Genomic DNA, 26016 nt, shown 5'->3' on the forward strand with positions numbered 1-26016 from the left:
GGGCCTCATTGCCCGGCATCACCTCTTGAAGAGGCAAACCCACAAGGGTGCAGCAGCGCAAGAGGCACTCACATTCCAAGATCGCGCCGCGCTTTTGGTGACCTCGGTCACCCGGGCCCCGGAACGCACCCTCCGCCTCCCCGCCAGCCCGAAGAGGATCCGGGCCGCCGGTGGCACCACCGCCCGTCCGGCACCTCCGGCGTCAACCGGAACCGGTCCATCGATAGTGTCGGTACATGTTCAAAATGTCGTGGGCGCTGGTCACCGATGGTGCGGGGGAATGGGTCGGCAGCGACTTCCGCACAGCGGCCCGTGCTCTGGGCGCGGGCGTCAACGAGGTCTGCACGGCGGACATCGACGACGACGTGCGGGCCCGCTGGTGCCGCAGGTGGCTCGAGCCCCTCCAGCTCCGCATTCTCGGGGAGGGACAGGCGGCCGTCGAGGCGGGAGAGGACTGGATCGACGGGATGGGGCCGATTCTCGTCCGGCTCACTCCCCATGGGTGAGCAGGGGGACGCCGCCGTGCAGGAGCAGGAGGAGGAGCAGATCGTGCTCGCCCTGCGCGTCCTCGGTCAGGCGGCGCATCCGCTCGCGTCGGGGCAGCCGTCTGCCGCTGCCCCGACGGGCAGCGGCAGACGGTTCGCGCGGGTGGATCAGGCCTTGTCCTGCATGCTGCCGCGCGCCGGATTGGCCTGCTCCGCGGCCTTGGGGTCCTTCTCGTCCGCCTTGGCACGGACCCCCTGCTCGATGCGTTCACCGAGGGACTTGTCGATGTTCGACCAGTAGGCGAAGGCCCTGACCAGCACCGGTTCGCTCACCCCGTTGAGCAGGTGGCCGACGACGTTGTCCACGAGGCGGTCGCGTGCGGCGTCGTCGAGCACCTCACGCACCATGGTGCCCGCCTGGCCCCAGTCGTCGTCCTCGGCGTGGTCGACGTACGCGGCTCGGGTGATCTCACCGTCCGCGGACCAGCTCGGCGGGGTGCCGTAGCGCTCCGTGTCGGCTGCCGGACCGCCCTTGGAGTTCGGCGCGTACACCGGGTCCTCGGTCTTGCGGTAGGCCATGGCGCCGTCTTTGGAGTACGTGTGCACGGGCGCGACGGGGGCGTTGACCGGCAGTTGCTGGTAGTTGCCCCCGATCCGGTGCCGGTGGGCGTCGGCGTACGAGAACAGCCGTCCCAGGAGCATCCGGTCGGGGCTGGGCCCGATGCCCGGGACCAGGTTGTTCGGCTGGAACGCCGCCTGCTCGATCTCGGCGTGGTTGTCCGTGGGGTTGCGGTCCAGCGTCATCTTGCCGACCTCGACCAGCGGGTAGTCGGCGTGCGGCCACACCTTGGTCAGGTCGAACGGGTTGAAGCGGTACCCGGCGGCATCCTCGTACGGCATGACCTGCACGTACAGCGTCCAGCTCGGGTGGTCCCCGTCGCGGATGTGCTCGAAGAGATCCCGGGTGTGGTAGTCCGTGTCGGCCGCGCACATCTGGTCACCCTCGTCCTGGGTGAAGTACTCGATGCCCTGGTCGGTCTTGAAGTGGTACTTGACCCAGAACCGCTCGCCCCGCGCATTGATCCACATGTAGGTGTGCGAGGTGTAGCCGTTCATGTGGCGCCAGGTGCGCGGGATACCCCGGTCGCCCATCAGCCAGGTGACCTGGTGGGCGGACTCGGGCGACAGGGTCCAGAAGTCCCACTGCATGTCGTGGTCGCGGAGGTTGCTGTCCGCACGGCGCTTCTGGGACCGGATGAAATGCTGGAACTTCATCGGGTCCTTGATGAAGAAGACCGGGGTGTTGTTCCCCACCATGTCGTAGTTGCCCTCGGTGGTGTAGAACTTCACCGCGAATCCGCGCGGGTCACGCCAGGTGTCCGGGCTCCCCCGCTCTCCCGCGACGGTGGAGAACCGTGTCACGAGTTCGGTGCGGGTGCCCGGCTGGAAAAGGGCGGCCTTTGTATAGGGAGTGACGTCTCCGGTGACCTCGAAGTGACCGAAAGCGCCGCTTCCCTTCGCGTGCGGCTGTCGCTCGGGAATCCGCTCCCGGTTGAACTGCGCCATCTGCTCGATCAGATAGGAGTCCTGCAGGAGGATGGGCCCGCCGGCGCCAACGGTGAGCGAGTGTTCATCGCTTTCCACCGGGACTCCGGCATCCGTGGTGGTCGCTTTACCTGTGACGTCACTCATGGGCTACGCACGCCTTTCAATGGGTGATGTTCTCTGCGCCGCGAAGGTCCGGGTTCGCAGCTTAGGAGCGCCGCTTCAAAGGGCCCGTCTCCGGTTCGGCGGGCACGGGGGCGTACCGACGTTAGATCCATCCTGCGGCTTCTTCTCCGACACGGCCATTTGTCGGCAGGAGGGCCCGCTCCGCGTTCCGGCCGGAGCGGGCCGCACAGCCGCGTGGGCGGGCCGCACGGCGCGGCCCGCCCCTGACCTGCCCGGAACCGGGCCGGTCGTCAGACCGTGGGGCGGCCAGGAGTCGTCGGCCCTGCGCCCGGAGTGCCGGGGGCGCCAGGAGCGCGGCCGTAGTACGAGCCCAGCTCGTCGTGATAGCCGGCGTCGCCCAGGTGCTTTTCCTTGTCGAACTCCGGAGCGCTCTTGATCTCGTTCTTGGTGCGCGACACCTGGATCGTCTTCGCTTCGGAGTCGATGGCCGTGATCGTGCCGGCGGGCAGCAGCACCTCCTTGCCGAATATCCACACGCCGGTGTCCACGACGATGTACTGCGAACCTACGTCGTTGGAGTGCTTGTCCACCTTCCCGATCTGCCCGTCCGTCGCCTCGACCTTGTACCCGGTCAGATCGGCATTCGGAGTGTGACCAGCACTGGCCGGGTAACTCCAGATGTTCTCGGTCATGGTGGTACCTCCGTACATCAGTCGCTTTCGGTCAGGCGGTGCAGGGCTGCACCGTGCGTCCTGTCCGGCGACACCCCCCGACTAACCGAGCGACCGGCCTCTAAACGGACCGGACCGGACTTTGCTGTCATTCGGAGAACGATCGAGAACCGGATTGCTCCGCCGGTCCGTTGACCAGTTGCTTTGCACCTGGGCAGGCTTTTCGCCAATTTCAGGGGGCGTTCACCGCTGGCCGTTCGCGAACCACTCCGCCAGATCCGGGGCGACCCGTCGCACCGTGACGGGACGGCCGTCGGCGCGCAGCGACTCCGTGGCGGCGACGCCCGCGGCGACGGCCTCACGGGCCGCGACCGGGCTGGTGTCCGTCGCCCCGCCCGTGCGGACGAAGCGCAGGAACTCCGCCACCAGCAGCGGGTCGGAGCCGCCGTGCCCGCCGTCGCCGGGCTCCGGCATCGGGACGACGAGGTCGGCGTCGGCCCGGTATCCGCTGCGCCGCTTCCACACCCGGACCTCGGCGGTCTCCCCGTGGTCGCCGAAGTTCTCCAGCCGCCCCTCGGTGCCGATGACCGTGTAGTTGCGCCAGTAGTCGGGTGTGTAGTGGCACTGCTGGTAGCTGGCGTGCACGCCGCCCTCGAGGCGCATGACCATCATCGAGAGGTCCTCCACGTCGACGACGGGGTTGAGACCGGTGTGGGACAGGGGCGGCCAGTTGTTCTCGGGGTCGTACCAGTCGGGCATCACCGCGCCGGGGGCCTGCCCCGAGCGGTCGGCGATGTCGCCGTAGACGGTGAGTCCGCCGAGCGCGCTGACCCGCTCGGTGTACGCGCCGGCCAGCCAGTGGATGACGTCCAGGTCGTGGGCGCCCTTCTGCAGGAGAAGGCCGGTGGTGTTGCGGCGGTCCGCGTGCCAGTCCTTGAAGTAGAAGTCGCCGCCGTGGCCGACGAAGTGCCGGCACCACACGGCCTTGACCTCGCCGATCTCGCCGCGCCTGATGAGGTCGCGCATCACCCGGACCACCGGCATGTGCCGCATGTTGTGGCCGACGTACAGGCGGGCTCCGCCGGTTCGCGCGGCCTCCAGGACGCGGTCGCATCCTTCGGTGGTGATGGCCAGCGGCTTCTCCACGAAGACGGCGACCCCGGCCGCCAGCAGGTCGACGGCGAGCGCTTCGTGGGTGTGGTCGGGGGTGATGACGAAGACGGCGTCCAGGTCCTCCGCGACCAGCATCTCCCGGTGGCCGGGATAGACGTGGACGTCGTCGCCGAACCAGGTGCGGGCCCTGCCGAACATGCCGGGTGACGTGTCGGCGGCGGCCACCACCACGGACCCCTCGCCGGGGCGGTGGGCCTCCTGCGCGAGGGTGGCGCGCAGGCCGAGCCCGATGACGCCGAGGCGCAGGTCACGTGTGGGTGTGCTGCTGCCCGCCGGTGCGGTGGAGACGTGGGAGGTGTCGGTCACGCGTGCTCAGCCCTTCATGCCGGAGAAAGCGATGCCCTGGATGAACTGGCGTTGCATGGCGACGAACACCACGATCACCGGGAGGGTCGCGAGGAGGGACCCGGCCATCAGCACCGGGCACTCGGTCAGGTGGGCGCCCTGGAGGGCGGCCAGACCGGCCGACAGCGGCATCTTGGCCGGGTCGGTGTTGACGATCAGCGGCCACATCAGGTCGTTCCACGACCAGAGGAACGTGAGGATGCCCAGCGCGAGGAGGCCCGGGCGGGCCAGCGGCAGGGCGATCCGCCAGAAGACGGTGAACGGGTTGGCCCCGTCGAGGCGCGCCGCCTCCTCCAGTTCCTCGGGCAGGCCCATGAAGAACTGGCGCAGCAGGAACGTGCCGAAGGCGGAGAACATGCCGGGCACCACCAGCGCCTGCATGGAGTCGAGCCAGCCCAGGTCCTGCATGATCTGGTACTGGGGCAGCAGGAAGAGCTGGCCCGGCACCATCAGCACGGCGAGGAATCCGAGGAAGATGACTCCGCGCCAGGGGAAGCGGATGCGGGCGAAGGCGTAGGCAGCCATCGAGCACAGCAGCAGCTGGGCCGCGGTGCGCAGCAGCGCCATCACGACGGTGTTGAGGAACTGCTGCCCGAACGGCACCCCGTCGAAGACCTTCGCGTAGTTCGACCAGTCCCAGTGGGCGGGCAGGATCGTCGGCGGCACCTGGACGGACTCGCCGAAGCTCTTGAAGGAGGTCAACAGCTCCCACACCAGCGGGAAGACGGTGACGACCGCGCCCAGCGAGAGGAGGAGGTGAGCGGGCCACAGCCGGCCCTCGCGGCTGCGGCGGGTGCTCCGCGTCGACTCACGCATAGTGGACCCACCTCTTCTGCAACCGGAACTGGACGGCGGTCATCGCCATGATCAGGACGAACAGCACACAGACGATCGCGGCGCCGTAGCCGCGCTGGTTGTCGAAGAACGCCTTCTGGAAGAAGAGCATCACGACGGTCTGGCCCTCGCCGTAGGCGGGGTTCTGGAGCGAGTTCGTCGTATTGGCACCGATGATCAGGTACACCAGGTCGAAGACCTGGAGGGACTGGATCACCGAGAGCACGGTGGTGAAGAACAGGGTGGGGCTCAGCAGCGGCAGGGTCACGGAGAAGAACTGCCGGACGCGTCCCGCGCCGTCGAGCGCCGCCGCCTCGTAGTAGTCGCCGGGGATGCTCTGGAGTCCGGCGAGCAGCAGGATCATGTTGTAGCCGACGGTCATCCACACGCCGACGATCGCGACGGCGAAGCGGATGGTGTGCGGGTCGGACACCCAGTAGGTGCCGTCGATCCCGATCGTGGACAGCGCGTGGTTGAGGATGCCGGCGTCGCCGTTGTAGAGCCAGCGCCAGACCACCGCGACGGCGGCGGGCATCGTGACCACGGGCAGGAAGTAGAGCGTGCGGTAGACGCCGGTGCCGCGCAGTCCCTTGATGTTGAGGAGCACGGCGAGGGCCATCGACAGCGGGATCCCGAGCAGTACGAGGCCGGTGTAGATGCCGGTGTTGGCCAGCGACTGCCAGAACTCCGGGTCGCCCACGAGCGTGCGGTAGTTGGACAGGCCGATCCAGGTGGTGCCGCCGAAGGCGCCCCATTCGGTGAAGCTGTAGTACAGCGTCTGCACGACGGGCCACAGGTAGAACACCGCGAGGCCCAGTCCGGCCGGGGCGATCAGGGCGTAGCCCCACCACTTGTCCCGGTTCTCGAAGCGGCGCTCACGTCGGCGCAGCTCCCGCTGGTCCACGGCTTTCGGCGCGGTGCGCGGTGCCGGTACGGCGGTGTCCGTACGCACATCGAGGCTCATCAGGACCGGCCCTTTCTCTCCTGCGCGAGCAGCTGGTTCATCGCGTCGGTCAGGGAGCCGGTGGCGCCCTTGAGGCTGTCGTCACCGCTCCATGCCTTGGCGAGCCACATCTGTTCCTTGTGCTGCCAGGCCGCGCTGTTGGCGGAGCTGGGGAAGGGCACCGCGTAGTCGAGCGCGTCCAGGTGCACCTGGAGGTCGAAGCGCGGCATTCCGGCGGCCCAGGGCTCGGCGGTGCCGTTGCGCGCGGGGATGGCGGTGCCGTACTTGCCCTGGAGTCGGGAGGCCTGCTCCCCGCCGAGGAACCGGACGAATTCCCGGGCCAGTTCGGGGTGCGGCGTCCGGGCGTAGACAACGTTCGCCAGGCCGTGCAGGACGGTGGCGCGGCGGCGGCCCTTGGGCATCGGCGCGACGTCGACCTTGGCCCGCAGTTCGGGGTCGCGGTAGAACGTCGCCGCGTTGTAGGACGCTTCGTAGGTCATGGCCAGCGTCCCGGACTGGAACATCTGGGTGGGGTCGGTGTCGGTCATCTGCTGGAGCGTGGGCGAGGCGCGGTAGCGGTGGATCAGGTCGACCCACAGCTGCAGTCCCTCCCTGGTGTGCTCGTCGGAGTAGCCGGAGCGCGCCTTGTCCGCGGAGATGACCCAACCGCCCGCCTGGGGTATCGAGTTGTAGTAGTTCTCCTGCGGGCGGACCGGGGCGCCGACACCGTAGATCCCGCGCCTGCGGTCGGTGAGCCGCTGGGCGGTGGAGATCAGGTCCTGCCAGGTCCAGCTGTCGTCCGGGTAGTCGACCTTGGCCCGGTCGAAGATCTCCTTGTTGAACCAGAGGGCGACGGTGTCGAAGTCCTTCGGGGCGCCGTACTGGGTGCCCTTCCAGCGGTAGAGCGACATCAGGTCCGGCGGGAAGTCGTCGGGCCGCACTACGGCGTCGGGCCCGTCGGTCTCCAGGGGCAGGAGCTGTCCCGCGTCCGCGTAGAGGCCGAAGTTCGGGCCGTTCATCCAGAAGACGTCCGGGGCCGCGCCGCCGGTGCAGGCGGTGCGCAGCTTCGTCCAGTACGTCCCGTTGGGGGTGAGCTGGACGTCGACTGTGACCCCGGGCCGGGTGCGCTCGAACTCCCGCGCCGCCCGCTGCATCGCGGGCACCTGGTAGACGTCCCAGACGCCGTAGGTGAGGTGGCCGCGCCGGGAGCCGCCGGAGGAGGCCGACGAGGACGCGGAGGAACTGCAGCCGGAGGCGAGTGGGGCCGTCGCGAGCGTGGTCGCGGCAGCCGCCGAGAGGAGGGAACGTCTGCGCACGCGGGGCCTTCCTGGAGGGGGTGAGGGCAGCGCCCTTCCCCACCCGGGAGAAGGCGTGCAGCCGTCGGCGGTCGTTCGGGGGCGTGGCCCCACAACCGGAGTACCCCGACGCTATTTGCTCGAAGTTGACGGGTCAATGGCTGTTTGAATCAACTTTGCGCATGAGAGCCCTGTCGCGGGACAGCCGGACGCGGCACCGGGGCGGAGGGCCACAGCGGTGCAGATCAGTCTTTGTCAGGAGAAGAGCGTCGTCGCGTCACGCGCTCGGACGTCAGGCGCACACCTGCGCCGCGACGGCGGACAGCGCCTCGCCGAGGGGCAGTTCGATCCGGCGCGCGGCCCAGCGGTCGCCGCGGGTGGGGCCCTGGTTGACGATCAGGACCGGGGTGCCGGACTGCGTCGCCCGGCGCACGAAGCGGAGCCCGGACATCACGGTCAGGGACGAGCCGAGCACCAGGAGGGTGGTGGCCTCGTCGACGAGGCGGTGGCACGCCGCCACCCGCTCGGGCGGCACGTTCTCGCCGAAGAAGACGACGTCGGGCTTGAGCACGCCCGTACCGCAGGCCGCGCACGGCACCACCTGGAACGCGCGGACCGCCTCCTCGGGCAGCTCCACGTCTCCGTCCGGATTGACCCGCGCCGCACGGTGTCGCCCTGCGGCGGCCTCGAACCCCGGGTTGGCCTCCCGCAGCCGGCGGTCGAGCTCCGAGCGGGTGCTGCCGCGACCGCAGTCGAGGCAGATCACGCGGCTCAGGCTGCCGTGGAGCTCGATGACGTCCCGCACCCCGGCGGACTGCTGCAGCCCGTCCACGTTCTGCGTGATCACGCCCGTGACGAGCCCGGCTTCGGCCAGCGTGGCGACGGCCCGGTGCCCGGCGTTCGGCCGGGCGCGGGTCATCGCCCGCCACCCCAGCTGGCTGCGCGCCCAGTAGCGCTGTCGCGCGTCCTCGCCGCCGACGAACTCCTGGAAGGTCATCGGGACGTGCCGTCGGCGCAGGGAGCCGTGCTCGCCGCGGTAGTCGGGGATGCCCGACTCGGTGGAGAGCCCCGCGCCGCTCAGCACGGCGACCCCGCCCGCGCGCACGGCCTCGACGACGATGCCCAGGTCGGTCGAGGCCGGCGGCAGGTCGCCCGTGGGTTCCCAGGTCAGCGTGGGTCGCGTCCGCATGGTTGCCAGCTTACGAGGCACAGCGGGCCCGGCGCCTGCGGTCGGGACGACGGGGACGGGACGTCGGGGTGGCCGGCGGATCAGCGTTCGGCTGCGTACACGATCAGGTTGTCCACGGGGTGGCCCTGCGGGTCGAAGGCGCCGTCGCAGGTGATCAGGCGCAGGACGCGCGCGTTCGTGGCCCCGTAGACCTTGTCCGTCGGAAAGGCCTTCTTGCTGACGGTCTCGGTCGCCGTGACCGTGAAGTGGACGGTCCTGCCGCGGGAGTCGCGCACGGCGATGTCGGCACCCTTGCTGATCTTGTGGAGGTCGTGGAAGACGGCTTCGCCGAACCGGGTGTCGTTGTGCCCGATGATCACGGCGGCGCCGGGCTCGCCCGGAACCGCGGCACCCGTGTACCAGCCGGCGGTCATCCCCTGCTCGGCGGGCGGGACCTCGACGGTGCCGTCCTGGTTCAGTCCGAGCGGGAGAAGAGCGCTGTCGACGCCGACGGACGCGATGGTCACCCGGTCGGGAACGGCGGAAGCGGTGCGCTCGGGTCCGGGCACCCGACGGGTGGGCGGCGCGGTGGTCGCGTCGCCGCTGATGCGGGCGCCGGTGCCCGAGGAGCAGGCGGTGAGCGAGACGAGGAGGGCGAGCAGGGGCAGGGCGGCCGCGCGGCGCGTCGGCTGGTGCACGAGGGACTCCTGGGGCGGAAAGCCGGGGCGCCGCCCGGGAAACGGACGGCGCCTTGAGCGGAGGGCGGTTGCTCAGTGCTGCGCCGAGCGGCGGCGCAGCACCACCGTGCCCGCGCCCGCGAGGAGTGCCGCCGCGGAGAGCGAGCCGACGAGGGCCGTGGTGGCGCCGTCGTCGTGCGCCGCCGGCTGTTCACCGGCGGCCACACCGCCGCGCGGCGGTGTCGTGGCGGAGGCGGCCCGCTTGCGCGCCGCCTCCGAGTCCTGCGCCGGAGCGGGCGTCGCCTCGGCCTCCTTGGCGGCGGCCCGCTTGCGCGCCGCGTCCGAGTCCCCGGTCGGGGCGGGCGTTTTGTCGGCCTTCTCGTCGGCGGCGCGGTCGCTCGCCACCGGCTTGGGTGTGGTGTCGGTGGCGAGCGCGGTGCCGGCGGGCACGAGCACCCCGGCCGCCACGGCGGCGGCGACGGCTGCGGTGCGCAGGGACAGTCGGTGGGACATGGCGATGACTCCAATACCTGTTCGCTCGGGGCCGGTCGGCCACGAGACGTCGATCGCCGGTTGTGAGCCGGTGATCGACGGACACAGGCTTGCGCGGAGTTGTGAAGAAGCTGTCAGACCGCTGTGGTCGTGGCATCAGGGCCGGTCCGCGGGGGCGGACCCGTGCGCGGCAGCCGCAGCGCGAACACCGATCCCTCGCCCTCCGTGCTCGCGGCCGTGGCCGAACCGCCGTGGGCCTGGGCGAGTTTGCGGACGATCGACAGGCCCAGGCCGCTGCCGCCCGTGCGCCGGTTGCGGGACTTCTCCGCGCGCCAGAAACGGTCGAAGACGTACGGCAGGTCGGTCTCGGGGATGCCGCTGCCGGTGTCGGCGACCTCCACCACGATCTCGTCACCGGACTCCGTCGCGTGGGCCCGCAGGGTGACCGTGCCGCCCGGCTCCGTGTGACGGATCGCGTTCGACACGAGGTTGGCGACCGCCTGCCGAAGCCGCACCGGGTCCGCCGTCAACTCCGGCACGGGAGGAGCCTGTTGCTCCACGGCCAGCGTCACCCCCGCGGTCTCCGCGCGCACGTGGTGGGCCGCGGCGACCTGGCCGAGCAGTTCCTCGACGCGCAGCGGCCGCGGGTGCAGGCGCAGCGCGTCCGCGTCCGCGGCCGCCAGGTCCTGCAGGTCGTCGATGATGTGCTGGAGCTGCACGGCCTCTTCGAGGAGCGACGCGACGAACGCCGGATCGGGGTCGGCCAGTCCGTCCTGCGCCGCTTCCAGCCAGCCGCGGATGGTGCTCAGCGGCGTGCGCAGTTCGTGCGCGACGTCGCTCACCATGGCCTTGCGCTGCTCCTCCAGACGTGCGCGGTGGGCCGACATGTCGTTGAACGCGGCCGCGAGCCTGCCGATCTCGTTGTCCGTCGTCACCGGTACCGGCTGCGCGGCGCCGCCGTCCCGCAGTCGCTGGGCGGCGCCCGTCAGCGCGTACAGCGGTCGCACCAGTCGGGTGCCGGCGAGGACGGAGGCGCCGACGGTCAGGGCGAGGACCAGGGCGGCGACGCCCGCGATCTTGGCGGTGTTACGGGGGGACAGGTCGAAACCGGGGACGGTGCCGCCGTCCGGGTCGCCGATGAGCAGCAGGACGGGCGCGGCGACGTAGGAGGTGAGCTGTTCGCGGCGCGCCGTGCTGACGCACGAGGCCACCGTGCGGTCGTCCTCGGCCACGGTCGCGACCGGGGCCGGCGTCGGTGCCCGGGACGCTTCCTGCGCCGGTACGGGGCGCGGCCCCTGCTCCCAGGTGAGGTCGAGGGAGAGGGCGACGCGGGAGTGGTCCTGGCGCGTGAGGCAGGAGTTGGTGAGGCGGGTCAGCGCGGCGAGCGCCTTGCGCTCCGTCGTCGTCGGCCGGTCGAGCGCGTCCGTCGTGCACTTGTCGTACACCGGGGGGAGGGTGGCGGTGCTCGTCCCGGTACCGGCGCCGGTGCCGACGGTCTGTATCCGCGGGCGGCCGCTCGGGCCCACCACGATGTCCGAGGCGAGCCCGACCGACCGCAGGCACGACGTGGCGCGCCGGGCCAAGGCGCGCAGCTGCGACCGCTCGGCGGCCGGCAGCCGGAACGGGCCGACCGCGCGTGCGTCGATCCGGTCCGTCGACGCGGTCGCCGTCCGGGTCCGGTCGGCGGCGAGCGCCGTGTCCACGGACAGCGGATCGACGGTGGCCGAGGCCTGCGTGGGCAGCGCGCCCGGGGCCGTGTGCCCCGCCGAGTCGGCGAGCGGACGGCGTGCCTGGGTGGTCACCGTGATGTGGCGCCCCGTGGAGCGGGCCAGGTCGCGCACGGTCGCGTCGACGCCGTCCCAGCCGGGGTGCGTGGCCGCGTACCCGAGCAGGGTGTCGTAGATCCTCGTGTCGTCGGCGAGGTTCTGGCCCTGTTCCTGCTTGATGGCGCCGGACGTGGTCTGGACGGCGAGCCAGGCCGTCGCCGCCACGGAACAGGTGGCGACCAGGACGGAGACGCCCAGCAGTCTGCCGCTCAGGCTCTTGCGCAGCGGCGGCCGGTCCCGCCGCGGCCCTTCCCCCGGCCTACGCCGACGCATCGCGTGCGCCCTTCGCCGGGTCCGTCAGCTTGTAGCCGACGCCGAACACGGTGAGCAGCCGGACCGGGCGGCGCGGCGCGGGCTCGATCTTCTTGCGGAGGTTCATGACGTGCACGTCGACCGTGCGGTCGCTTATGTACTTGTCGAATCCGTGCAGTTCCGCGAGGAGCCGCTGACGGCTGAAGACCCGGCCGGGCTCGGCGGCCATCGCGGCGAGCAGCCGGAACTCGCCGGGTGTGCACTCCACGGGCGCGCCGTCGACCGAGACCTCGTGCCGGTCGGGATCGACGACCAGCGAGCCGACCGTGAACCGGGCGGTGCCGCTCGGGCCGGGGCCGCCCCGGTGGGTGCGGCGCAGCAGTGTGCGCACCCGCGCCATCAACTCGCGCGGGCTGTACGGCTTCGTCATGTAGTCGTCGGCGCCCAGGTCGAGGCCGAGCAGCAGATCGTCCTCGGTGCTGCGGGCCGTCAGCATCAGCACCGGCACCTCACGCGCCTCCGCGCGCAGCACGCGTACGACGTCCAGGCCGTCGGTCCGCGGCATCATCACATCGAGGACGAGGAGGTCGGGCTCCTTGTGCCGGACCTCCTCGATGGCCTGCCGCCCGTCCCCCACGACGGTGACGGCGTGGCCCTCCCGCTCCAGGTAGCGGCGGACCAGTTCGGCCTGTTTCTCGTCGTCTTCGGCGACCATCACATGTGCGCACACCTGGCAGAGCGTAGGCGAGCCGCGTGACGTGCCGCTTCGGCGCGGTTCCTCCGCGGCCCGACGCGGGCGGTGCGCGCCGTCAGAGTCCGGCGTCCGCGGGGCGGCGGGCGATCCACAGCTGTCGTGTCGAGCGCACCACGAGGTCGTCGCGGTGGCGCACGTCCTGCGCGCCGCCGTCCAGGAGCGTGTCGAGCGCCGCGAGGTCGGCGGCGTCGACGCGGCCCTCCACGGCTCCGCGGATGCGGTGCAGGACGCGGTGCGCGTAGAGTCCGGCGCTCGCGGGCAGCGGGGTCGAGGCGTCCAGGCGCAGATGCTCGGTGTGCTCGTACTCGACGCCGAGACCCGCCGCTGCCAACAGGGTGCCCCAGTCGGCTCCCAGGTGGGGCACCTGCTCGGCGTGGAGTGCGGTGAGCGCCGTACGGCACCGGTCCTCCAGGCCGGTCCGGTCCGGCACGACGTCGTCGGGCAGGAAGCGCGGCATCCCGTCCAGTTCGGCGACGGCCACGTGCCCGCCGGGGCGCAGTGCTCCATGGATGACGGCGAGCGCCGCGGCCGGGTCGTCAAGGTGATGGAGGGAGGCCGAGGCCCAGACGAGGTCCGCGCCGTCGATGCCCGGCAGGCTCGCCCCGGCGTCGGCCTGGACGGTCTCCACCCGTGCGGTCACGTCCCGCTCCGCCGCGGCCCTGGCGAGCTGTTCCAGCATGTCGGCGGAGCTGTCGACGGCGGTCACCCGCGCGTCGGGGAACTGCTTCAGCAGCGCGAAGGTGCCGGTTCCGCTGCCGGCACCGAGGTCCACGATGTGCCGGACGTCGTCCCCGGCCAGCTCCGCGACCCGGGCGGTCACGGAGGCGAGGTAGCTCGCGAACAGTTCGGCGTCGCGGTCGAGGATCTCCGCGAGGCCGTCCGGGCCGGGTCCGTGCTGGTGCGCTTCCCCGTGGCCGCCGTGCGCGTGGGTGTGTGCGTGGGTGCCGTGAGCTGCGGATACGTCGTGCGTCATGGGTCCGACGGTACGCGCTCTTGCCCTCGGCGCATTCCGATTTGCCCATGACGCAAGAAGCCCGCGATCTCGACGGCGTGCTGCGCAAAAAGCTCGGCTGTACTGGGCGGGAGCGTCAGGGGGCGGTGGCGAGGCCGACGAGGTGCCGGGCCGTGCCGGCGGGGTCGACGAGCTGGTGGAGGTGTGCGCCGGGAAGGTGTGCCACGCGCCAGCCGCGTGCGCGCGCCTCGGCGCAGAGGTCTTCGTACGGCGGGCCGAACAGCAGGTAGGAGCAGGGGTGGTCGTCCCAGCCGTCGGGCACGGGGATGTGCTGCTCGTAGTAGGACAGCGGCAGAGTGGGCTGCTCCTCGACGACCGTCCGCCGCATCGCGGGATCGGCGAACATCGGGGCGATGTCGGCCTCGTCCCACCAGTCGGTCCATCGCGGCAGTACGCCGTCGACCGCCATCGGGCGGAGAAGGTCCAGCAGTTCCGATGGCGCGACGGGGGTCGGTCCCGTCCGGGCCGGCAGCGCGGCGTCGACGAAGACCGAGCCGGTCACCGGTTGGTCGAGGCCCGAGCGGATCACAGGGAGGAACAGGCCCGCGTTGCTGTGTGCCACCAGGACGACGGGCTGGTCGGCCGGGACGTGCCGGAGGTCGTCACGGACGGCGCGGACGATGCCGGGCCAGAAAGGCGGAGCGTCGGCGGCCACGTGCAGCAGGGACGGCACCCGCGCCTGATGTCCCGCCGCTCTCAGGCGGTCGGCCACCGGGCGCCAGGTCGCGGGACCCACGGACGGGCTGTGGACGAGCACGAAGAGCGGCTGCATGGGCCGATCCTGTCGGCCTCGGCGGGACGGCCGCGCCCGTCTTGGCCGACAGCAGAATCCCTGGACCCGCATGACGCGTACCGGCGTCCGGCCGGCAGCCGGGCGCCGATGCCTGTCAGTTCAGGTCGGACCTGATCACGTCGGGCCGACGTCGGTGCGGCCCGTCCGAAGCGTCTTGCCCCGACGCAGCCTGAAAGGCGCGTAGAGGACGAGCGCGGTGCCGAAGGCCACGTAGTAGCCGAGGTCCGCGCCGTGCAGCGCCTCGGCGACGGGCCCGACGTAGAGGGCCGTGTCCATGAAGGGAACGGTGGCGGCGAAGGCGGCGAGGAACGCCAACAGCGCGGGCAGAAAAGGTTGTTGACGGGCCTGTTCCTCGGCCAGGTCGATGTCGGCGCCGCCTCGCTCACGGGCCCGGGCCCGCCAGTCGACGAGGACGACCGCCACGAACCCGGGAATCCAGTAGCCCACGAACAGGAGCACGTTCTGGAAGCGGGCGGCAGTGTCCGCGGCGTGCATCCACAGCACCAGCGGGAAGCCGAGGAGCGCGGCGAGACCGGCGGCGAGCGGGCGCGGCAGGCGCGCCCCGATGACCTGCAGGGCGAGCGAACCGCTGTAGTCGTTCATCGCGTTGCTGCACAGCGCGGCGAGCGCCACGGCCAGCAGTCCGACCGAGCCGATCACTCCACCGCCGAGCAAGGTGTCGACGCCCTGGGCGGTCTGGTCGGTGAAGACCGAGGCGCCCCAGAGCCCGAGGGCCTGAACGGCGGTGAACGACACGACGACGCCGGACAGCGTGCACCAGAACATGCGCGCCGGGGAGGTGGCGCGCGGCAGATATCGGCTGAAGTCGCTGGCGTACGGAGCCCAGGAGATGGCCAGGCTCAACGCGATCGTGGCGGTCAGGACGAACGCGCCGAAGCGGTCGGCACCGTGCGCGGCCCCGTGGCCGGCCGGGGTGACCCCGGCGTCGGCAAGGCGGACCGCCAGGGCGCAGAAGGCGATCGCCAGAACAGCCGTCATGCCCTTCTGGAGGCGGTGGATCGCCTCGTAGCCCAGCGCGCCGAGCGCTCCTTGGGCGGCCATCATCACCAGCGCCCCCAGCCAGAACGGCCAGCCGCAGAGCCGTGCGAGGGCGTCGCCGCCGAACAGGCCGATGAGCGCGTCCCAGGCGATGGACGACAGCCATTGCAGAGCGCCGGGTACGACCACGCCCCGCCCGAAGGCCAGCCGCGCGAGCGGCAGTTGACCCGCACCGGTGCGGCTGCCCCAGGTGCCGAGGTAGGCGGTGGGCACGGCGCCGAGCACGGTGCCGACGACCACCGCGGCAAGGGCGGTGGCGAAGTCCAGCCCCAGGGCGATCCCGACGGTGCCGGTGAAGACGCCGCTCATGGTCAGGTTCGGCGCGAACCAGACGGTGAACAGCCGTCCGGCGCGCCCGTACCGGTGGCTCTCGGGGACGGGGGCTATGCCCCGCGCCTCGGGGCGCCAGTCCCCCGGTGCGACGGGCATGCGCCCGTCGAAGACGGCCGCGCCCGGCGCCTCGGCGGCGTGCGGCTCCATGGAAGCGTGCGGCATCGACATCGCTGACATCCCTCCGCCAGTGCTAACTGGTTCAGGTTCTACGGGTGTGATCTCAGCCCCGTCGCTGTCGCGGGGCACCCCGTGTCGGGCAGTACCGGAGCGAACACTAGCCGGTCCTTCGCCCTGCGCTCGCCCCACCCCCATGACCTCCGATAAGCCCCGCTTATGGCGCGATTCGCCGTCAGACCCTGCGCTTATGCTCGTGAGTGCCGGGCAGGCCCGCCCGGTGATCACGGTTCAGGAGGGGTGCGATGAAGACCATCGGGTTGATCGGCGGGATGAGCTGGGAGTCGACGGCGGAGTACTACCGGCTGCTCAACGAGCTCACCCGGGACCGGCTCGGCGGACTGCACTCGGCGCGGTGCGTGCTCCACTCGGTGGACTTCGCGGAGATCGAGCGGTTGCAGGTCGAGGGCCGCTGGGCGGAGGCCGGACGGATTCTCGCCGCGGCGGCCCGGAGCCTGGAGGCGGCCGGCGCCGACATGCTGCTGATCTGCACCAACACGATGCACAAGGTCGCCGACCAGGTCCAGGCGGCCACGGCTGTCCCCCTGATCCATCTGGCCGACGCGACCGCCGACGCCGTACGTGCGGCCGGACTCGGGCGGGTCGGCCTGCTGGGCACCGCGTTCACGATGGAGCAGGACTTCTACCGCGGCCGCCTCGAACAGGGGGGCCTCGACGTCCTCGTGCCCGATGAAGCGGGCCGGGCGCTCGTGCACCGGGTGATCTACGAGGAGTTGTGCCTCGGCGTGGTCCGCGACGCGTCGCGCGCCGCGTATCAGAAGGTCATCGCGGGACTCGTCGATGCGGGCGCGCAGGGAATCATCCTCGGCTGCACCGAGATCGAGCTGCTGATCGGTGCCGAGGACAGTCCCGTCCCCGTCTTTCCGACGGCACGCCTGCATGCCGAGGCAGCCGTGACGGCCGCGTTGGGCGACGCCGCGTCCTGAACCAGCGGCTGCCGGCTCCGCGGCGGCCGAGCGGGCCTGCGTTCAGGACGCCCGCTCCCCCAGTCCCTCCGGGGCCCAGTACGCCTCGACGGCGTCCGTGACGGAGCCGTGGACGCCGCCCGAGAGGCAGTCGGCAGCCGCGGTGTACAGCGCGGAACGCACCACGGCGCTCGCGACGACAGCGAGGAACCCGTCCCCCGACATGGCCTCCGCCTCCAGGCTCGCCCGGACGAACGCCCGGGCCGCGCCGATGTCACAGCGCTCGGCTCCCGTGAAGTCCACCACGAAGACCTGCTGTCCGGTACGGGCCATGCGCGTCAGCAGACCGCACAGCTCGGCCGCCGCGCCCTCGTCGAACTCGCCGACGACATCGACGACCAGGACACCGCCGTCTTCCCAACGGGCCGGGAAGCTCACCCGCGCTCGTTCCATCTTCGACCCCTCAGCCATAGGGCCGCACGGCCCCTATCGGCTGCGCCTACCCCCGATCCGGGAAGCCACGCCCCCTTGTGTGCCGGGCAGGCGATCAGCACGCCGACACCGCTGGAGTCGCACGGCGCGAGACCTTCGAGATCGAGGACGAGTTGCCGGACCGGGCACAGGTCGATGCCGGGCAGCGCGGCGCGGACCTCGGGCGTGGTGTGGTGGTCCAGCTCCCCGGTCGGTTCCCTGCCGTGGCGGGGAATCGTGGCGCCGCTGTTCCCATCGTGTTCCCCAGAACCTGAATGACTCGGTCAAATGCGGGAACCCCGCCCAGACCAGGGCAGAGAACAGGGCTGACGCCCCGAGCCCCTCCCGGGAGGGTTCGGCAGTGAGCTCGCCACCCCGCTCTCCGCCCGCTCGTGGAGCGGGCGGAGAGCGGGGCCCTCGCCCGGTCACGAAGCGGGTGGCCGCCGATCGCCGCATGCGCTGTCGCCCCGGTGGCGATCCAGACGCCGCTCGAGTTCCGCCCGGATGCCCGCGGAGAGGTCCCCGCTGCACCCCCACTCGATCAACGCCTCGGCCACCTCACGCAGCTTGACGTTCGTGTTCATGGACACCTCGCGGAGGATGTTCCATCCCTCCTCCGGCGTGTGCCGGCCGACCGCCACGATGATGCCGATCGCCTGGTCCACCGTCGCGTGCGCGTGGATGGCGCGCCGGAGCTGTTCGTTCTCCTCTTTCAGCGCGGCCACCGACACCTCCGCGCCCTCCGCCGGATCGGCGCCTTCGCCTTCAGGGCTCATCACGACCTCCGCGCTGTTGTCGGGACGGGGTACCGCTCGGCCGGGCAGTGCTGTCTCCATGGGGCGGCTTGTTTCACACTCTCTCCCACTTTTCACGCCGCGCAATGCCTTGCGTAACGCATCGGCATGCCCTCGACATATTCGCACCTGTGCGGTTTGACGTCCCGAAAAGTGGTGAGCAGCACAGGAGTTGATGCGGGAGGTGCAGCATGGTTCCGAATCTGGGCCAGAACGGCCAATGGGTGCGTACGCGCACGGAGGCCGACGCGAAGGTCCTCATCGAGGAGAAGCGCGCCGAGCAAGAACGCTCCCTGCACATGGGAACCGGCACCCTGGTGCTGACGGGCGCGGTCGTGCTGTTCATCATCGCGTGGTCCGTGTACGGGACGCCGCGCTGAGTGCTCCTCTCACGGGTGCCGGGTCGATCCGTCGGCAGCGCGGCATCTGATGCACGCCACCCCGGTCCCCTACGACCACCCCAAGCTCCGCAGGCTCAGCACCAGGTCGCGGGGCAAGCCGTGCGTGTCGTGCAGATAGTGCAGGTCCTCTTCGTCGAGCGGGCCCTGGAAGCGCGGGCGGGCCAGCACCTGTCGGCCGCGCTGGAGAAGCCGGCGGAACCGCTGTTCCTCGTCGAGGAGAACCCCGCGCACCTCGTCCGGGTCCGTGGTCTGCCGGAAGTGGTCCAGGGTGTGGCGCACCAACTCCCCCGGAAGGTCGCCCAGATGAGGTGAGGGGTCGTCGCGCCACAAGACGGTGAGGGCACGCCGCACCAGCCGCCGCAGCACGTAGTCGCGTCCCGTGTTGCCCGGCCGCACTCCGTCCCCGATCACCACGATGGCGGAGCGCAAGTGGTCGCAGACGATACGCAACGACGGTTCGTCCAGGTCCCACAGGGACGGCACCAGGTCGCGCCACGGCGTGAAGACATCGCATTCGAACACGGAGTTCTTGCCCTGGAGCAGTGAGGCCAGCCGCTCCAGGCCGAGGCCGGTGTCGATGTTGCGCTGCGGCAGCGGCACGAGGGAGCCGTCGGGAAGGCGGCGGTGACGCATCATCACGTGGTTCCACACCTCGACCCAGCGGTCGTCACGGGTGGGCGTCGACCGCGGTGGGGTGTCGCCGGTCCAGACGAAGATCTCCGAGTCGGGTCCGCACGGGCCGGTCGGGCCGTTGGACCACCAGTTGTCCTCGACGGTGAGCTCCACCGGGACCCCGAACTCCTGCCACACGCGCAGGGAGTCCGTGTCGGGGCCCACTTGCTCGTCGCCGCCGAAGACCGTGGCGTGGATCAGGCCCGGGTCGACACCGAGCCCCTCGGTGAGCAGTTCGTATCCCCATACGAGGCTCTGGGGGCCTTCGTAGTCGCCGAGCGACCAGGTGCCGAGCATCTCGAAGACCGTCAGATGCGTGGGGTCGCCGACCTCGTCCACGTCCGTGGTCCGCAGACAGCGCTGCACGTTGACCAGCCGCCGCCCCAATTCGTGCGGCTTCCCTTCGAGGTACGGGGTGAGGGGATGCATGCCCGACGTGGTGAACAGGACGGGATCGCCGGGCGGCGGCAGGAGTGTGGAGCCGGTGATGCGGCGGTGGCCGCGCTCCTCGAAGTACTCGACGAACGTACGGATGATCTCTTCGGTGTTCATGGGGTGTGGCTCCTTCGCGACTGAGCGGGGAGGCACCGGACACGGGGTCCGCACGATCATCGGAGACCGGAGCGGGCAGGGAAGGGACTGCCACGGAATCCTCGGCGGGCCGTCTCCGGTCGCCGAGGAAGAACTGAAGAACGTCAGGCGGCAACCGGCGAGCTGGTCGCTCGCGCGGTTGCGGTGGCACTTCGGCCGATGACGTTCATGGCTCCACGCTAACGCGGCCCGCGCGGGAACCACACCTGCTTTTCGACTCGCCCCGGCGGCGAGGCCCGGCCGGCGCACGAAGGAGAGCGCGGCGGCCTGCACGCCACCGGAGTCGGTCACGTCGCGCAACCAGGCGGCGCCTGGCTCGTTGACCGGACATGGCCGAGATTGATGCGATCAACAGCTTGGCGCACCGCGTCCCGGTGCAGCCGCACTCCCGCACCGCGCCGGACGGCACGCTCCGGAAGCCGCCGCAGCAGCCCGAGGAGAACGCCGTATCGGCGCAGGCCGAGGAGCAGATCTGCTGCAACCGGTGGTCCACCGTGATCTATTGACCCAAACCGCAGTCGTCCGCCGCCGGGAACGCCTCAGACGGGCTCACGGGTCGAGGCGCGCCGCAGCAGCGTGGCGGGAACGAGCCGGTGCCGCGCCGCGGTCTCCTCCGTCCGCGGGTTCTGGATCACGCCGATGAGCAGCTCCGCGGCCTGCTTGCCGATCTCCTCGGGCGCCAGGTCGAGCGCGGTGAGCGCGGGACGGGCGCTGCGGGCGAACTCACCGTCCGCGCCGACGACGATCTGGACGTCCTGCGGCACGGCGAGACCCAGTTCACGGCAGACGGCGAGCGTGGCGAAGCCGAACTTCTCCATCACCACGTACAGCGCGTCGGGACGGTCCGGGCGGCTGAGCAGCCGGTGCGCGGCCGCGGTGGAGTCGGTGCCGGGCTCGGCGCGGTCCATGAGCACCGGATTTCCCGTGCGCGCACACCAGTCACGGTAGGTACGGGCGGCGTCCTCGTCGTAGGACTGCCCGGTCGATCCGGTCAGCAGACCGATCCGGCGGGCCCCCGTGGCCGCCAGATGCTCGAAGGCGGCGACGGCGCAGGTGGACAGTTCGTTGTCGACCCAGGGGAAGGCGTCCTTGCGGGACAGGTCGCGGCCGGTGGTGACCACGGGCACACCCATGTCCGACAGCCGCGTCAGCAGCGGGTCGTCGGTGAGCGGGTCGATGACGATGGTGCCGTCGAGCGGGAGCGAGTCGAAGGGGCGGCCGTCGAGGGAGGGCGGGACGAGCACGAGGGAGTAGTCGTGCGCCATCGCCGTCCAGGTCGCGGCGTTCACGATCTTCACGAAATACTCGATGTCGGTGATGCCGCCCTCGACGGCGGTGCGGTGCGTCAGACCGAGCAGCCCCGTACGGGCGCCGCGCAGCCCCCGGGCATTGGGGTTGGCGCGGTAGCCGATCTCGGCCGCGACGGCCAGCACCCGCTCGCGCGTCTCGGCGCCGACCCGGCCGACCCCGTTGAGCGCGTGCGAGGCGGTGGTGACCGAGACTCCGGCCCGCCGGGCCACCTCGCGCAGGCCGCCTCCCTTGGCCGCCCCCTGGGCGCGGGGGCCCCGGGCCGCTCCGTTCCGCTTCGGCTCTGTGACGTCTGACATGGCGGCGAGCTTACCGGTTGACTGCCAAAACGTTTAGGCAGTACCGTCCGGACCGTTGCCAAAACGTTTGGGCAACAGGCTCGGCGTTCGCACCGGACCACTCCCGTGCCGCCTGCCGCTCCCCCGCACACCGCCGTGCGCCCCTCCGGTTCGCACCGGACATCCCCGTACATCACCGTCCCGTCCCTCCAGGCCGGGACGCGAGTCCGCAAAGGACGCCTGCCGACCATGGCCGAGGCCACCACCGCCGCCCCGCCCGGATCCTCCGAGCCCGCCACGCCGACGTCCGTCTTCACGGTCGAGCAGCGCGGCATCGACGCCGTCCCCGCCGCCGAGCGCCAGGGCGGGCCCAGCCGCCTGTTCGGCCTGTGGGCCGGGACCAACACCACCGTCTTCACCGTCGTCTACGGAGCGCTCGTCGTCTCCTTCGGCCTGTCGTTCTGGTACGCGGTCGCACTGATCGTCGTCGGCAACGTCCTGGGCTTCACCGTCACCGGCCTGACCAGCCTCCAGGGACCGCGCACCGGAACGTCCACACACTCCGTGTCGCGCGCCGCCTTCGGGCCGCGCGGCGGACGGCTGCCGGCCCTGCTGAGCTGGGTCATGCTGGTCGGCTTCGAGGCGGGCGGCATGGTACTGATCGTCCTCGCCGGCCTCGCGCTCCTGGAGCAGGCCGGTGTCACGGCCGGCACCCCGCTCAAGCTGCTGGTCATCGCGGTGGCGGCCGGTCTGCAGATGCTGCTGCCGCTGTCCGGCTACCACCTGATCATGAAGGTCCAGAAGTACTTCGCCTGGATCTTCGCGGCGATGTTCGCGGTCATGGCGTTCCTCGTCGTGCCCAAGGCCGACTTCGCCGCGCACGGCGCCGCCCCGTCGCTGGTGACGATCTCCCTGGTGCTCGCCATGGTGACCGCGTCCGGCGGCCTGTCGTGGGCGGACATGGGCAGCGACTACTCGCGCTACCTGCCCGCCGACTCGGCGCCCCGCAAGGTGTTCACCTGCGCCGCGCTCGGCGGCATGGTGCCCAACATCCTGCTGCAGATCCTGGGCGCGGCCGTCGCCACCGCGACGACGAACGCGACCGACCCGATCTCCGGACTGCCCGAGGTCCTGCCCGGCTGGTTCATCACCCCGTACCTGCTGCTCGCGATCGTCTCGCTGCTCGCGGTGAACACCACCGACATGTACTCCTCCGGCCTGAACCTGCTGGCCGTCGGCATCCCGATCAAGCGCTGGATGGTCGTCTTCATCGACCTGACCCTGTGCACGGCGATCACCCTGTGGGCCGTCTTCTCCGCGGACTTCTACACCTTGCTGTCGAACTTCCTCAGCCTGATCGTGCTGTGGCTCGGTCCGTGGGCCGCCGTCTACCTCACCGACTGGGCGCTGCGCCGCGGCCGCTACGACGTCCCCTCGCTGTTCCCCGAGGAGACCGGCCGCGACGGCATCTACTGGCACAAGGGCGGCGTCCGCCCCGCAGGCCTGATCGCGGTCCTGCTCGGCTTCGTCGCCGCGGTCCTCTGGGTCGACTCCACGGTGTTCGTCGGGCCGCTGTCCGACGCCGCCGGCGGCCTGGACCTGTCGGTGTTCGCGGGCGCCCTCGTCGCGGGTGTCGCGTACTGGCTGCTCGCCCGCCGCACCGTCCGCGCCGAGGCCGCGCTCACCCCCTCCGCCTGAGACTCCCCTCCTTCTCCGCCCTCTCGTACGCGCTCTGGAGCGAACCCCATGAACCACCCCAGCCTCCGCGACCTCATCGACGCCTCCGAAGGTGTCGTCAAGGCCGACCGGATCATCAAGGGCGGACAGCTCGTCAACGTCTGCACCGGCGAGATCTACCCGGCCGACGTCGCCATCACCGGCGACCGCGTCGCCGCCACCGGGGACGTCAGCGCGTACGAGGGGCCCGGCACCGAGATCGTCGACGCCACCGGCAAGTACCTCACCCCGGGACTCATCGACGGCCACCTGCACCTGGAGTGCTCCAAGCTGTCGGTCACGATGTTCGCCGACGCAGCCGTCCGGTTCGGTACGACCTCGGTGGTCTCCGGGCTCGACCAGTTCCTCGTCGTCGCCGGCCTCGACGGCGTGCGCGAGGCGCTGCGCGAGGCCGACGCGAGCCCGATGAAGATCTTCTGGGGCGCGCCGTTCAAGACGCCGTACACGCTGCCCGAGACGACCGTCGGCTTCACCTTCGGACCGGACGACCACGCGCAGGCGCAGGGGCAGGCGGACTGCTTCGGCGTGTGGGAGACCGTCGCCGAGTTCGTCCTCAACCGCGACGAAAAGGTCCTCAAGGCCCTCGAACTCGCCCACCGCAACCGGCTGCCGATCTTCGGCTGCGCCCCGATGGCCGCGCAGACCACCATCAACGCGCTGTCGGCCGCGGGCGTCCGCCTCGACCACGAGAGCTACACCGCCGAAGAGGCCCTGGAGAAGCTGCGGGCCGGCATGTCGCTGCTGATCCGTGAGTCGTCGGTGGCGCACTTCATGAACGAGAACGTGCGCACCATCACCGAGTTCGGGGCCCAGTCGCGCCGCGTCGGGCTGTGCACCGACGACATGCACGTCGCCGACATCCTGCGCGAGGGCCACCTCGACAAGCTGGTGCGCATGGCGATCAAGGCCGGGGTGCGGCCCGTCGAGGCGATCCAGATGGCGACGCTCAACTGCGCCGAGATGTACCGCATCGACCACCTCGTCGGCTCGATCACGCCGGGCCGCTACGCGGACGTGCTGATCGTCGACTCCCCCGAGTCGTTCCAGGTGGAGCGGGTGTTCTCGCGCGGTGAGCTGGTCGCCGAGGACGGGCGTACGGTGAACGCCCCGCGGCCGCCCGAGCGGACCCCCGCCCTCTCCCCCGCCTTCCAGGTCGCGCCGGTCAGCGCCGAGGGCATCGGTGTCGTCGCCGAGGGCTCCTCGGCCCGGGTGCTCGTCGTCGAGATGGACCGCACGGTGCCGTTCGTGCGCAAGGGCGTCGAGCTGACGCTCCCGGTCGTCGAGGGCACGGTCCGCGCGGACCTGAACCAGGACGCCCTGTACGTCACGGTCTCCGAGCGCTACGGGAAGAACGGCGGCGGCACCGCCACCGCGATGATCAACGGGTTCGGTCTGCGCTCCGGTGCCATCGCCTCGTCGGCCGCCCCCGACGACAACAACATCATCTGTGTCGGCGCCGACCGGGCCGACATGGCCCTCGCCGTGAACCACCTGGCCGAGCACGGCGGCGGTCAGATCGTCGTGGAGAACGGCGAGATCAAGGAGTTCCTGCCGCTCCCGGTCGCCGGCATTGTCGCCGACCTGCCGCCCGAGGAGATGGCCGACGCCGAGGACCGTCTGGAGGCCGCCGCCCGCGCCCTCGGCTGCGAACTGCCCTCCGCGTTCGGCTACTTGATCTTCCTGGAGATCACCGCGATCCCCGAGTACGCCGTCACCGACCTGGGCGTCGTCAACTACCACACCCAGGACGTCGTCGACATCCTGCGCCCCGCCGCCAACTGACGCCGCTCTCCGAGGAGTTCACCACCATGACTGTCGACGCGTTCATCGCCGGCCTGCCCAAGTGCGAGCTGCACCTGCACATCGAGGGCACGCTGGAGCCCGGCCTGAAGTTCGCTCTCGCCCGGCGCAACGGCATCGAGCTGCCGTACGCCGACGAGGCCGCGCTGCGCGCCGCGTACGACTTCGACGACCTGCCCGGCTTCCTCTCGGTGTACTACGAGGGCATGACCGTGCTCCGTACCGAGCAGGACTTCTACGACCTCGCGGCGGCCTACGCGGCCAAGGCGCACTCCCAGAACGTGCGGTACGCGGAGATCTTCTTCGACCCGCAGGCCCACACCGCGCGCGGCGTGGCCTTCGACACCGTCATCCGGGGTCTGACCCGGGCGCTGGACGACGCGGAGCGGGCGACCGGCTTCAAGGGCCGTCTGGTGATGTGCTTCCTGCGGGACTTCCAGGCCGAGTTCGCGATGGCGACGCTCGTCCAGGCGCTGCCCTACAAGGAGTGGATCGTCGGCGTCGGGCTCGACTCGGACGAGGCGGGCAACCCGCCGGTGAAGTTCCGTGCGGTGTTCGCCCGGGCGCGCGCCGAGGGCTTCCGGCTGACGATGCACTGCGACGTCGACCAGAGGAACTCCACGGAGCACATCCGCCAGGTCATCGAGGAGATCGGCGTCGACCGCATCGACCACGGTGTCAATGCCCTGGAGGACCCCGCGCTCGTGGCGCGGATCCGCGAGCGGGGCCTGGGGCTGACGGTGTGCCCGATCTCCAACGCCCATGTCACGGACGGGACGAAGGCCGCCAAGATCCGCGCCCTGATGGACGCGGGTGTGAAGGTGACGGTCAACTCCGACGACCCGGCGTACTTCCCGGGCTACGTGGCCGAGAACCTCGCCGCGCTGCGCGGGCCCGCCGCCCTGTCCGACGAGGACCTCGTGCGCCTCCAGCGCAACGCCATCGAGATCTCGTGGGCGGCGCCCGCGGTTCGCGAGCAGTTCCTGGCCGAACTGGCGGCGTACCAGGGCTGATCGCGCCCCGAGATCCGGAAGTGAGACCACGGCAGGCCCGGTCCGGGCCTGCCGTGGTAGCTTGCAGC

General features: G+C 71.1%; 26 protein-coding genes and 1 riboswitch. Of the genes, 7 read left to right on the plus strand and 19 right to left on the minus strand.

Annotation, left to right across the window (positions count from 1 at the left end; genetic code table 11):
* Window positions 1–236 precede the first annotated feature (236 nt).
* Window positions 237–506, plus strand: a complete 270-nt coding sequence (locus tag ACQUQD_RS01760) for a hypothetical protein (protein WP_428950101.1) — start codon at window positions 237–239, stop codon at window positions 504–506.
* Between the two features lie 147 nt (window positions 507–653).
* Here the strand turns inward: ACQUQD_RS01760 and ACQUQD_RS01765 are convergent, their stop codons facing one another.
* The 14 genes from ACQUQD_RS01765 to ACQUQD_RS01830 all read right to left on the minus strand — a co-directional run bounded on the left by ACQUQD_RS01765 (window position 654) and on the right by ACQUQD_RS01830 (window position 15951).
* On the minus strand, window positions 654–2177 hold the full coding sequence (locus ACQUQD_RS01765; RefSeq protein ID WP_428950102.1) for a catalase: 1524 nt from the start codon (window positions 2175–2177) through the stop codon (window positions 654–656).
* 269 nt (window positions 2178–2446) lie between these two features.
* Window positions 2447–2848, minus strand: a complete 402-nt coding sequence (locus ACQUQD_RS01770; RefSeq protein WP_428950103.1) for a PRC-barrel domain-containing protein — start codon at window positions 2846–2848, stop codon at window positions 2447–2449.
* Window positions 2849–3070: 222 nt separating this feature from the next.
* Window positions 3071–4306, minus strand: a complete 1236-nt coding sequence (locus ACQUQD_RS01775) for a Gfo/Idh/MocA family protein (protein WP_428950104.1) — start codon at window positions 4304–4306, stop codon at window positions 3071–3073.
* A gap of 6 nt (window positions 4307–4312) precedes the next feature.
* Complete coding sequence (locus tag ACQUQD_RS01780; RefSeq protein ID WP_428950105.1) at window positions 4313–5161, minus strand: carbohydrate ABC transporter permease; 849 nt, start codon at window positions 5159–5161, stop codon at window positions 4313–4315.
* Window positions 5154–6143 carry a carbohydrate ABC transporter permease gene (locus tag ACQUQD_RS01785; RefSeq protein ID WP_428950106.1) on the minus strand — a complete coding sequence of 330 codons (990 nt, stop codon included), beginning with the start codon at window positions 6141–6143 and terminating at the stop codon, window positions 5154–5156. Before ACQUQD_RS01785 ends, ACQUQD_RS01780 begins: the two co-directional genes overlap by 8 nt.
* Window positions 6143–7438, minus strand: a complete 1296-nt coding sequence (locus ACQUQD_RS01790) for an ABC transporter substrate-binding protein (protein ID WP_428950107.1) — start codon at window positions 7436–7438, stop codon at window positions 6143–6145. Before ACQUQD_RS01790 ends, ACQUQD_RS01785 begins: the two co-directional genes overlap by 1 nt.
* Window positions 7439–7709: 271 nt before the next feature.
* A complete protein-coding gene (locus tag ACQUQD_RS01795; protein WP_428950108.1) occupies window positions 7710–8606 on the minus strand; it encodes an NAD-dependent protein deacetylase in 897 nt (298 codons plus the stop codon).
* An 80-nt stretch (window positions 8607–8686) separates the two neighbouring features.
* Window positions 8687–9283 (minus strand): class F sortase, encoded by a 597-nt coding sequence (locus ACQUQD_RS01800; protein WP_428950109.1) that lies wholly within the window; start codon window positions 9281–9283, stop codon window positions 8687–8689.
* A 72-nt stretch (window positions 9284–9355) separates the two neighbouring features.
* A complete protein-coding gene (locus ACQUQD_RS01805) occupies window positions 9356–9775 on the minus strand; it encodes a hypothetical protein (protein ID WP_428950110.1) in 420 nt (139 codons plus the stop codon).
* A 113-nt stretch (window positions 9776–9888) separates the two neighbouring features.
* Entirely contained in the window at window positions 9889–11853 is a 1965-nt protein-coding gene (locus ACQUQD_RS01810; protein ID WP_428950111.1) for a sensor histidine kinase, read from the minus strand.
* The gene (locus ACQUQD_RS01815) at window positions 11840–12547 is read right to left on the minus strand and encodes a response regulator transcription factor (RefSeq protein WP_428957424.1); all 708 of its coding nucleotides are present in this window, start codon (window positions 12545–12547) and stop codon (window positions 11840–11842) included. Before ACQUQD_RS01815 ends, ACQUQD_RS01810 begins: the two co-directional genes overlap by 14 nt.
* Window positions 12548–12641: 94 nt before the next feature.
* Window positions 12642–13559 carry a class I SAM-dependent methyltransferase gene (locus ACQUQD_RS01820; RefSeq protein WP_428950112.1) on the minus strand — a complete coding sequence of 306 codons (918 nt, stop codon included), beginning with the start codon at window positions 13557–13559 and terminating at the stop codon, window positions 12642–12644.
* 115 nt (window positions 13560–13674) lie between these two features.
* Window positions 13675–14370: an alpha/beta hydrolase gene (locus ACQUQD_RS01825; RefSeq protein WP_428950113.1), complete on the minus strand. Its 696-nt coding sequence runs from the start codon at window positions 14368–14370 to the stop codon at window positions 13675–13677.
* A gap of 135 nt (window positions 14371–14505) precedes the next feature.
* Window positions 14506–15951 carry a purine-cytosine permease family protein gene (locus tag ACQUQD_RS01830; protein ID WP_428950114.1) on the minus strand — a complete coding sequence of 482 codons (1446 nt, stop codon included), beginning with the start codon at window positions 15949–15951 and terminating at the stop codon, window positions 14506–14508.
* A riboswitch (TPP riboswitch) is annotated at window positions 15943–16043 on the minus strand. It overlaps the preceding gene by 9 nt.
* A gap of 159 nt (window positions 16044–16202) precedes the next feature.
* Here ACQUQD_RS01830 and ACQUQD_RS01835 point away from each other — a divergent pair.
* Complete coding sequence (locus tag ACQUQD_RS01835; RefSeq protein ID WP_428950115.1) at window positions 16203–16904, plus strand: aspartate/glutamate racemase family protein; 702 nt, start codon at window positions 16203–16205, stop codon at window positions 16902–16904.
* A 42-nt stretch (window positions 16905–16946) separates the two neighbouring features.
* Here the strand turns inward: ACQUQD_RS01835 and ACQUQD_RS01840 are convergent, their stop codons facing one another.
* The 3 genes from ACQUQD_RS01840 to ACQUQD_RS01850 all read right to left on the minus strand — a co-directional run bounded on the left by ACQUQD_RS01840 (window position 16947) and on the right by ACQUQD_RS01850 (window position 18190).
* Window positions 16947–17336 (minus strand): STAS domain-containing protein, encoded by a 390-nt coding sequence (locus tag ACQUQD_RS01840; RefSeq protein WP_428950116.1) that lies wholly within the window; start codon window positions 17334–17336, stop codon window positions 16947–16949.
* Complete coding sequence (locus ACQUQD_RS01845; protein WP_428957425.1) at window positions 17318–17590, minus strand: STAS domain-containing protein; 273 nt, start codon at window positions 17588–17590, stop codon at window positions 17318–17320. The genes ACQUQD_RS01840 and ACQUQD_RS01845 overlap by 19 nt, the downstream gene beginning before the upstream one ends.
* Window positions 17591–17779: 189 nt before the next feature.
* A complete protein-coding gene (locus ACQUQD_RS01850; RefSeq protein WP_428950117.1) occupies window positions 17780–18190 on the minus strand; it encodes an ANTAR domain-containing protein in 411 nt (136 codons plus the stop codon).
* 149 nt (window positions 18191–18339) lie between these two features.
* Here ACQUQD_RS01850 and ACQUQD_RS01855 point away from each other — a divergent pair, with 149 nt between their 5' ends.
* Entirely contained in the window at window positions 18340–18528 is a 189-nt protein-coding gene (locus ACQUQD_RS01855; RefSeq protein WP_428950118.1) for a hypothetical protein, read from the plus strand.
* 69 nt (window positions 18529–18597) lie between these two features.
* Here the strand turns inward: ACQUQD_RS01855 and ACQUQD_RS01860 are convergent, their stop codons facing one another.
* Window positions 18598–19773 (minus strand): alanine--tRNA ligase-related protein, encoded by a 1176-nt coding sequence (locus tag ACQUQD_RS01860; protein WP_428950119.1) that lies wholly within the window; start codon window positions 19771–19773, stop codon window positions 18598–18600.
* Window positions 19774–20141: 368 nt separating this feature from the next.
* On the opposite strand from ACQUQD_RS01860, the gene ACQUQD_RS01865 reads away from it, so the two are divergent.
* Window positions 20142–20318, plus strand: a complete 177-nt coding sequence (locus ACQUQD_RS01865) for a hypothetical protein (RefSeq protein WP_428950120.1) — start codon at window positions 20142–20144, stop codon at window positions 20316–20318.
* Between the two features lie 33 nt (window positions 20319–20351).
* On the opposite strand, the gene ACQUQD_RS01870 is transcribed toward ACQUQD_RS01865, so the two are convergent.
* Window positions 20352–21419, minus strand: a complete 1068-nt coding sequence (locus tag ACQUQD_RS01870) for a LacI family DNA-binding transcriptional regulator (RefSeq protein WP_428950121.1) — start codon at window positions 21417–21419, stop codon at window positions 20352–20354.
* Window positions 21420–21647: 228 nt separating this feature from the next.
* Here ACQUQD_RS01870 and ACQUQD_RS01875 point away from each other — a divergent pair, with 228 nt between their 5' ends.
* The 3 genes from ACQUQD_RS01875 to add are packed head-to-tail and all read left to right on the plus strand — an operon-like array spanning window position 21648 to window position 25948.
* Window positions 21648–23096 (plus strand): purine-cytosine permease family protein, encoded by a 1449-nt coding sequence (locus ACQUQD_RS01875; protein ID WP_428950122.1) that lies wholly within the window; start codon window positions 21648–21650, stop codon window positions 23094–23096.
* A 48-nt stretch (window positions 23097–23144) separates the two neighbouring features.
* On the plus strand, window positions 23145–24917 hold the full coding sequence (locus ACQUQD_RS01880; protein ID WP_428950123.1) for an adenine deaminase C-terminal domain-containing protein: 1773 nt from the start codon (window positions 23145–23147) through the stop codon (window positions 24915–24917).
* A gap of 26 nt (window positions 24918–24943) precedes the next feature.
* Window positions 24944–25948 carry an adenosine deaminase gene (gene add / locus ACQUQD_RS01885; protein ID WP_428950124.1) on the plus strand — a complete coding sequence of 335 codons (1005 nt, stop codon included), beginning with the start codon at window positions 24944–24946 and terminating at the stop codon, window positions 25946–25948.
* The last annotated feature ends 68 nt before the right edge of the window (window positions 25949–26016 follow it).

It is taken from the genome of Streptomyces sp. cg35, from assembly GCF_050410835.1.
Lineage (GTDB): Bacteria > Actinomycetota > Actinomycetes > Streptomycetales > Streptomycetaceae > Streptomyces.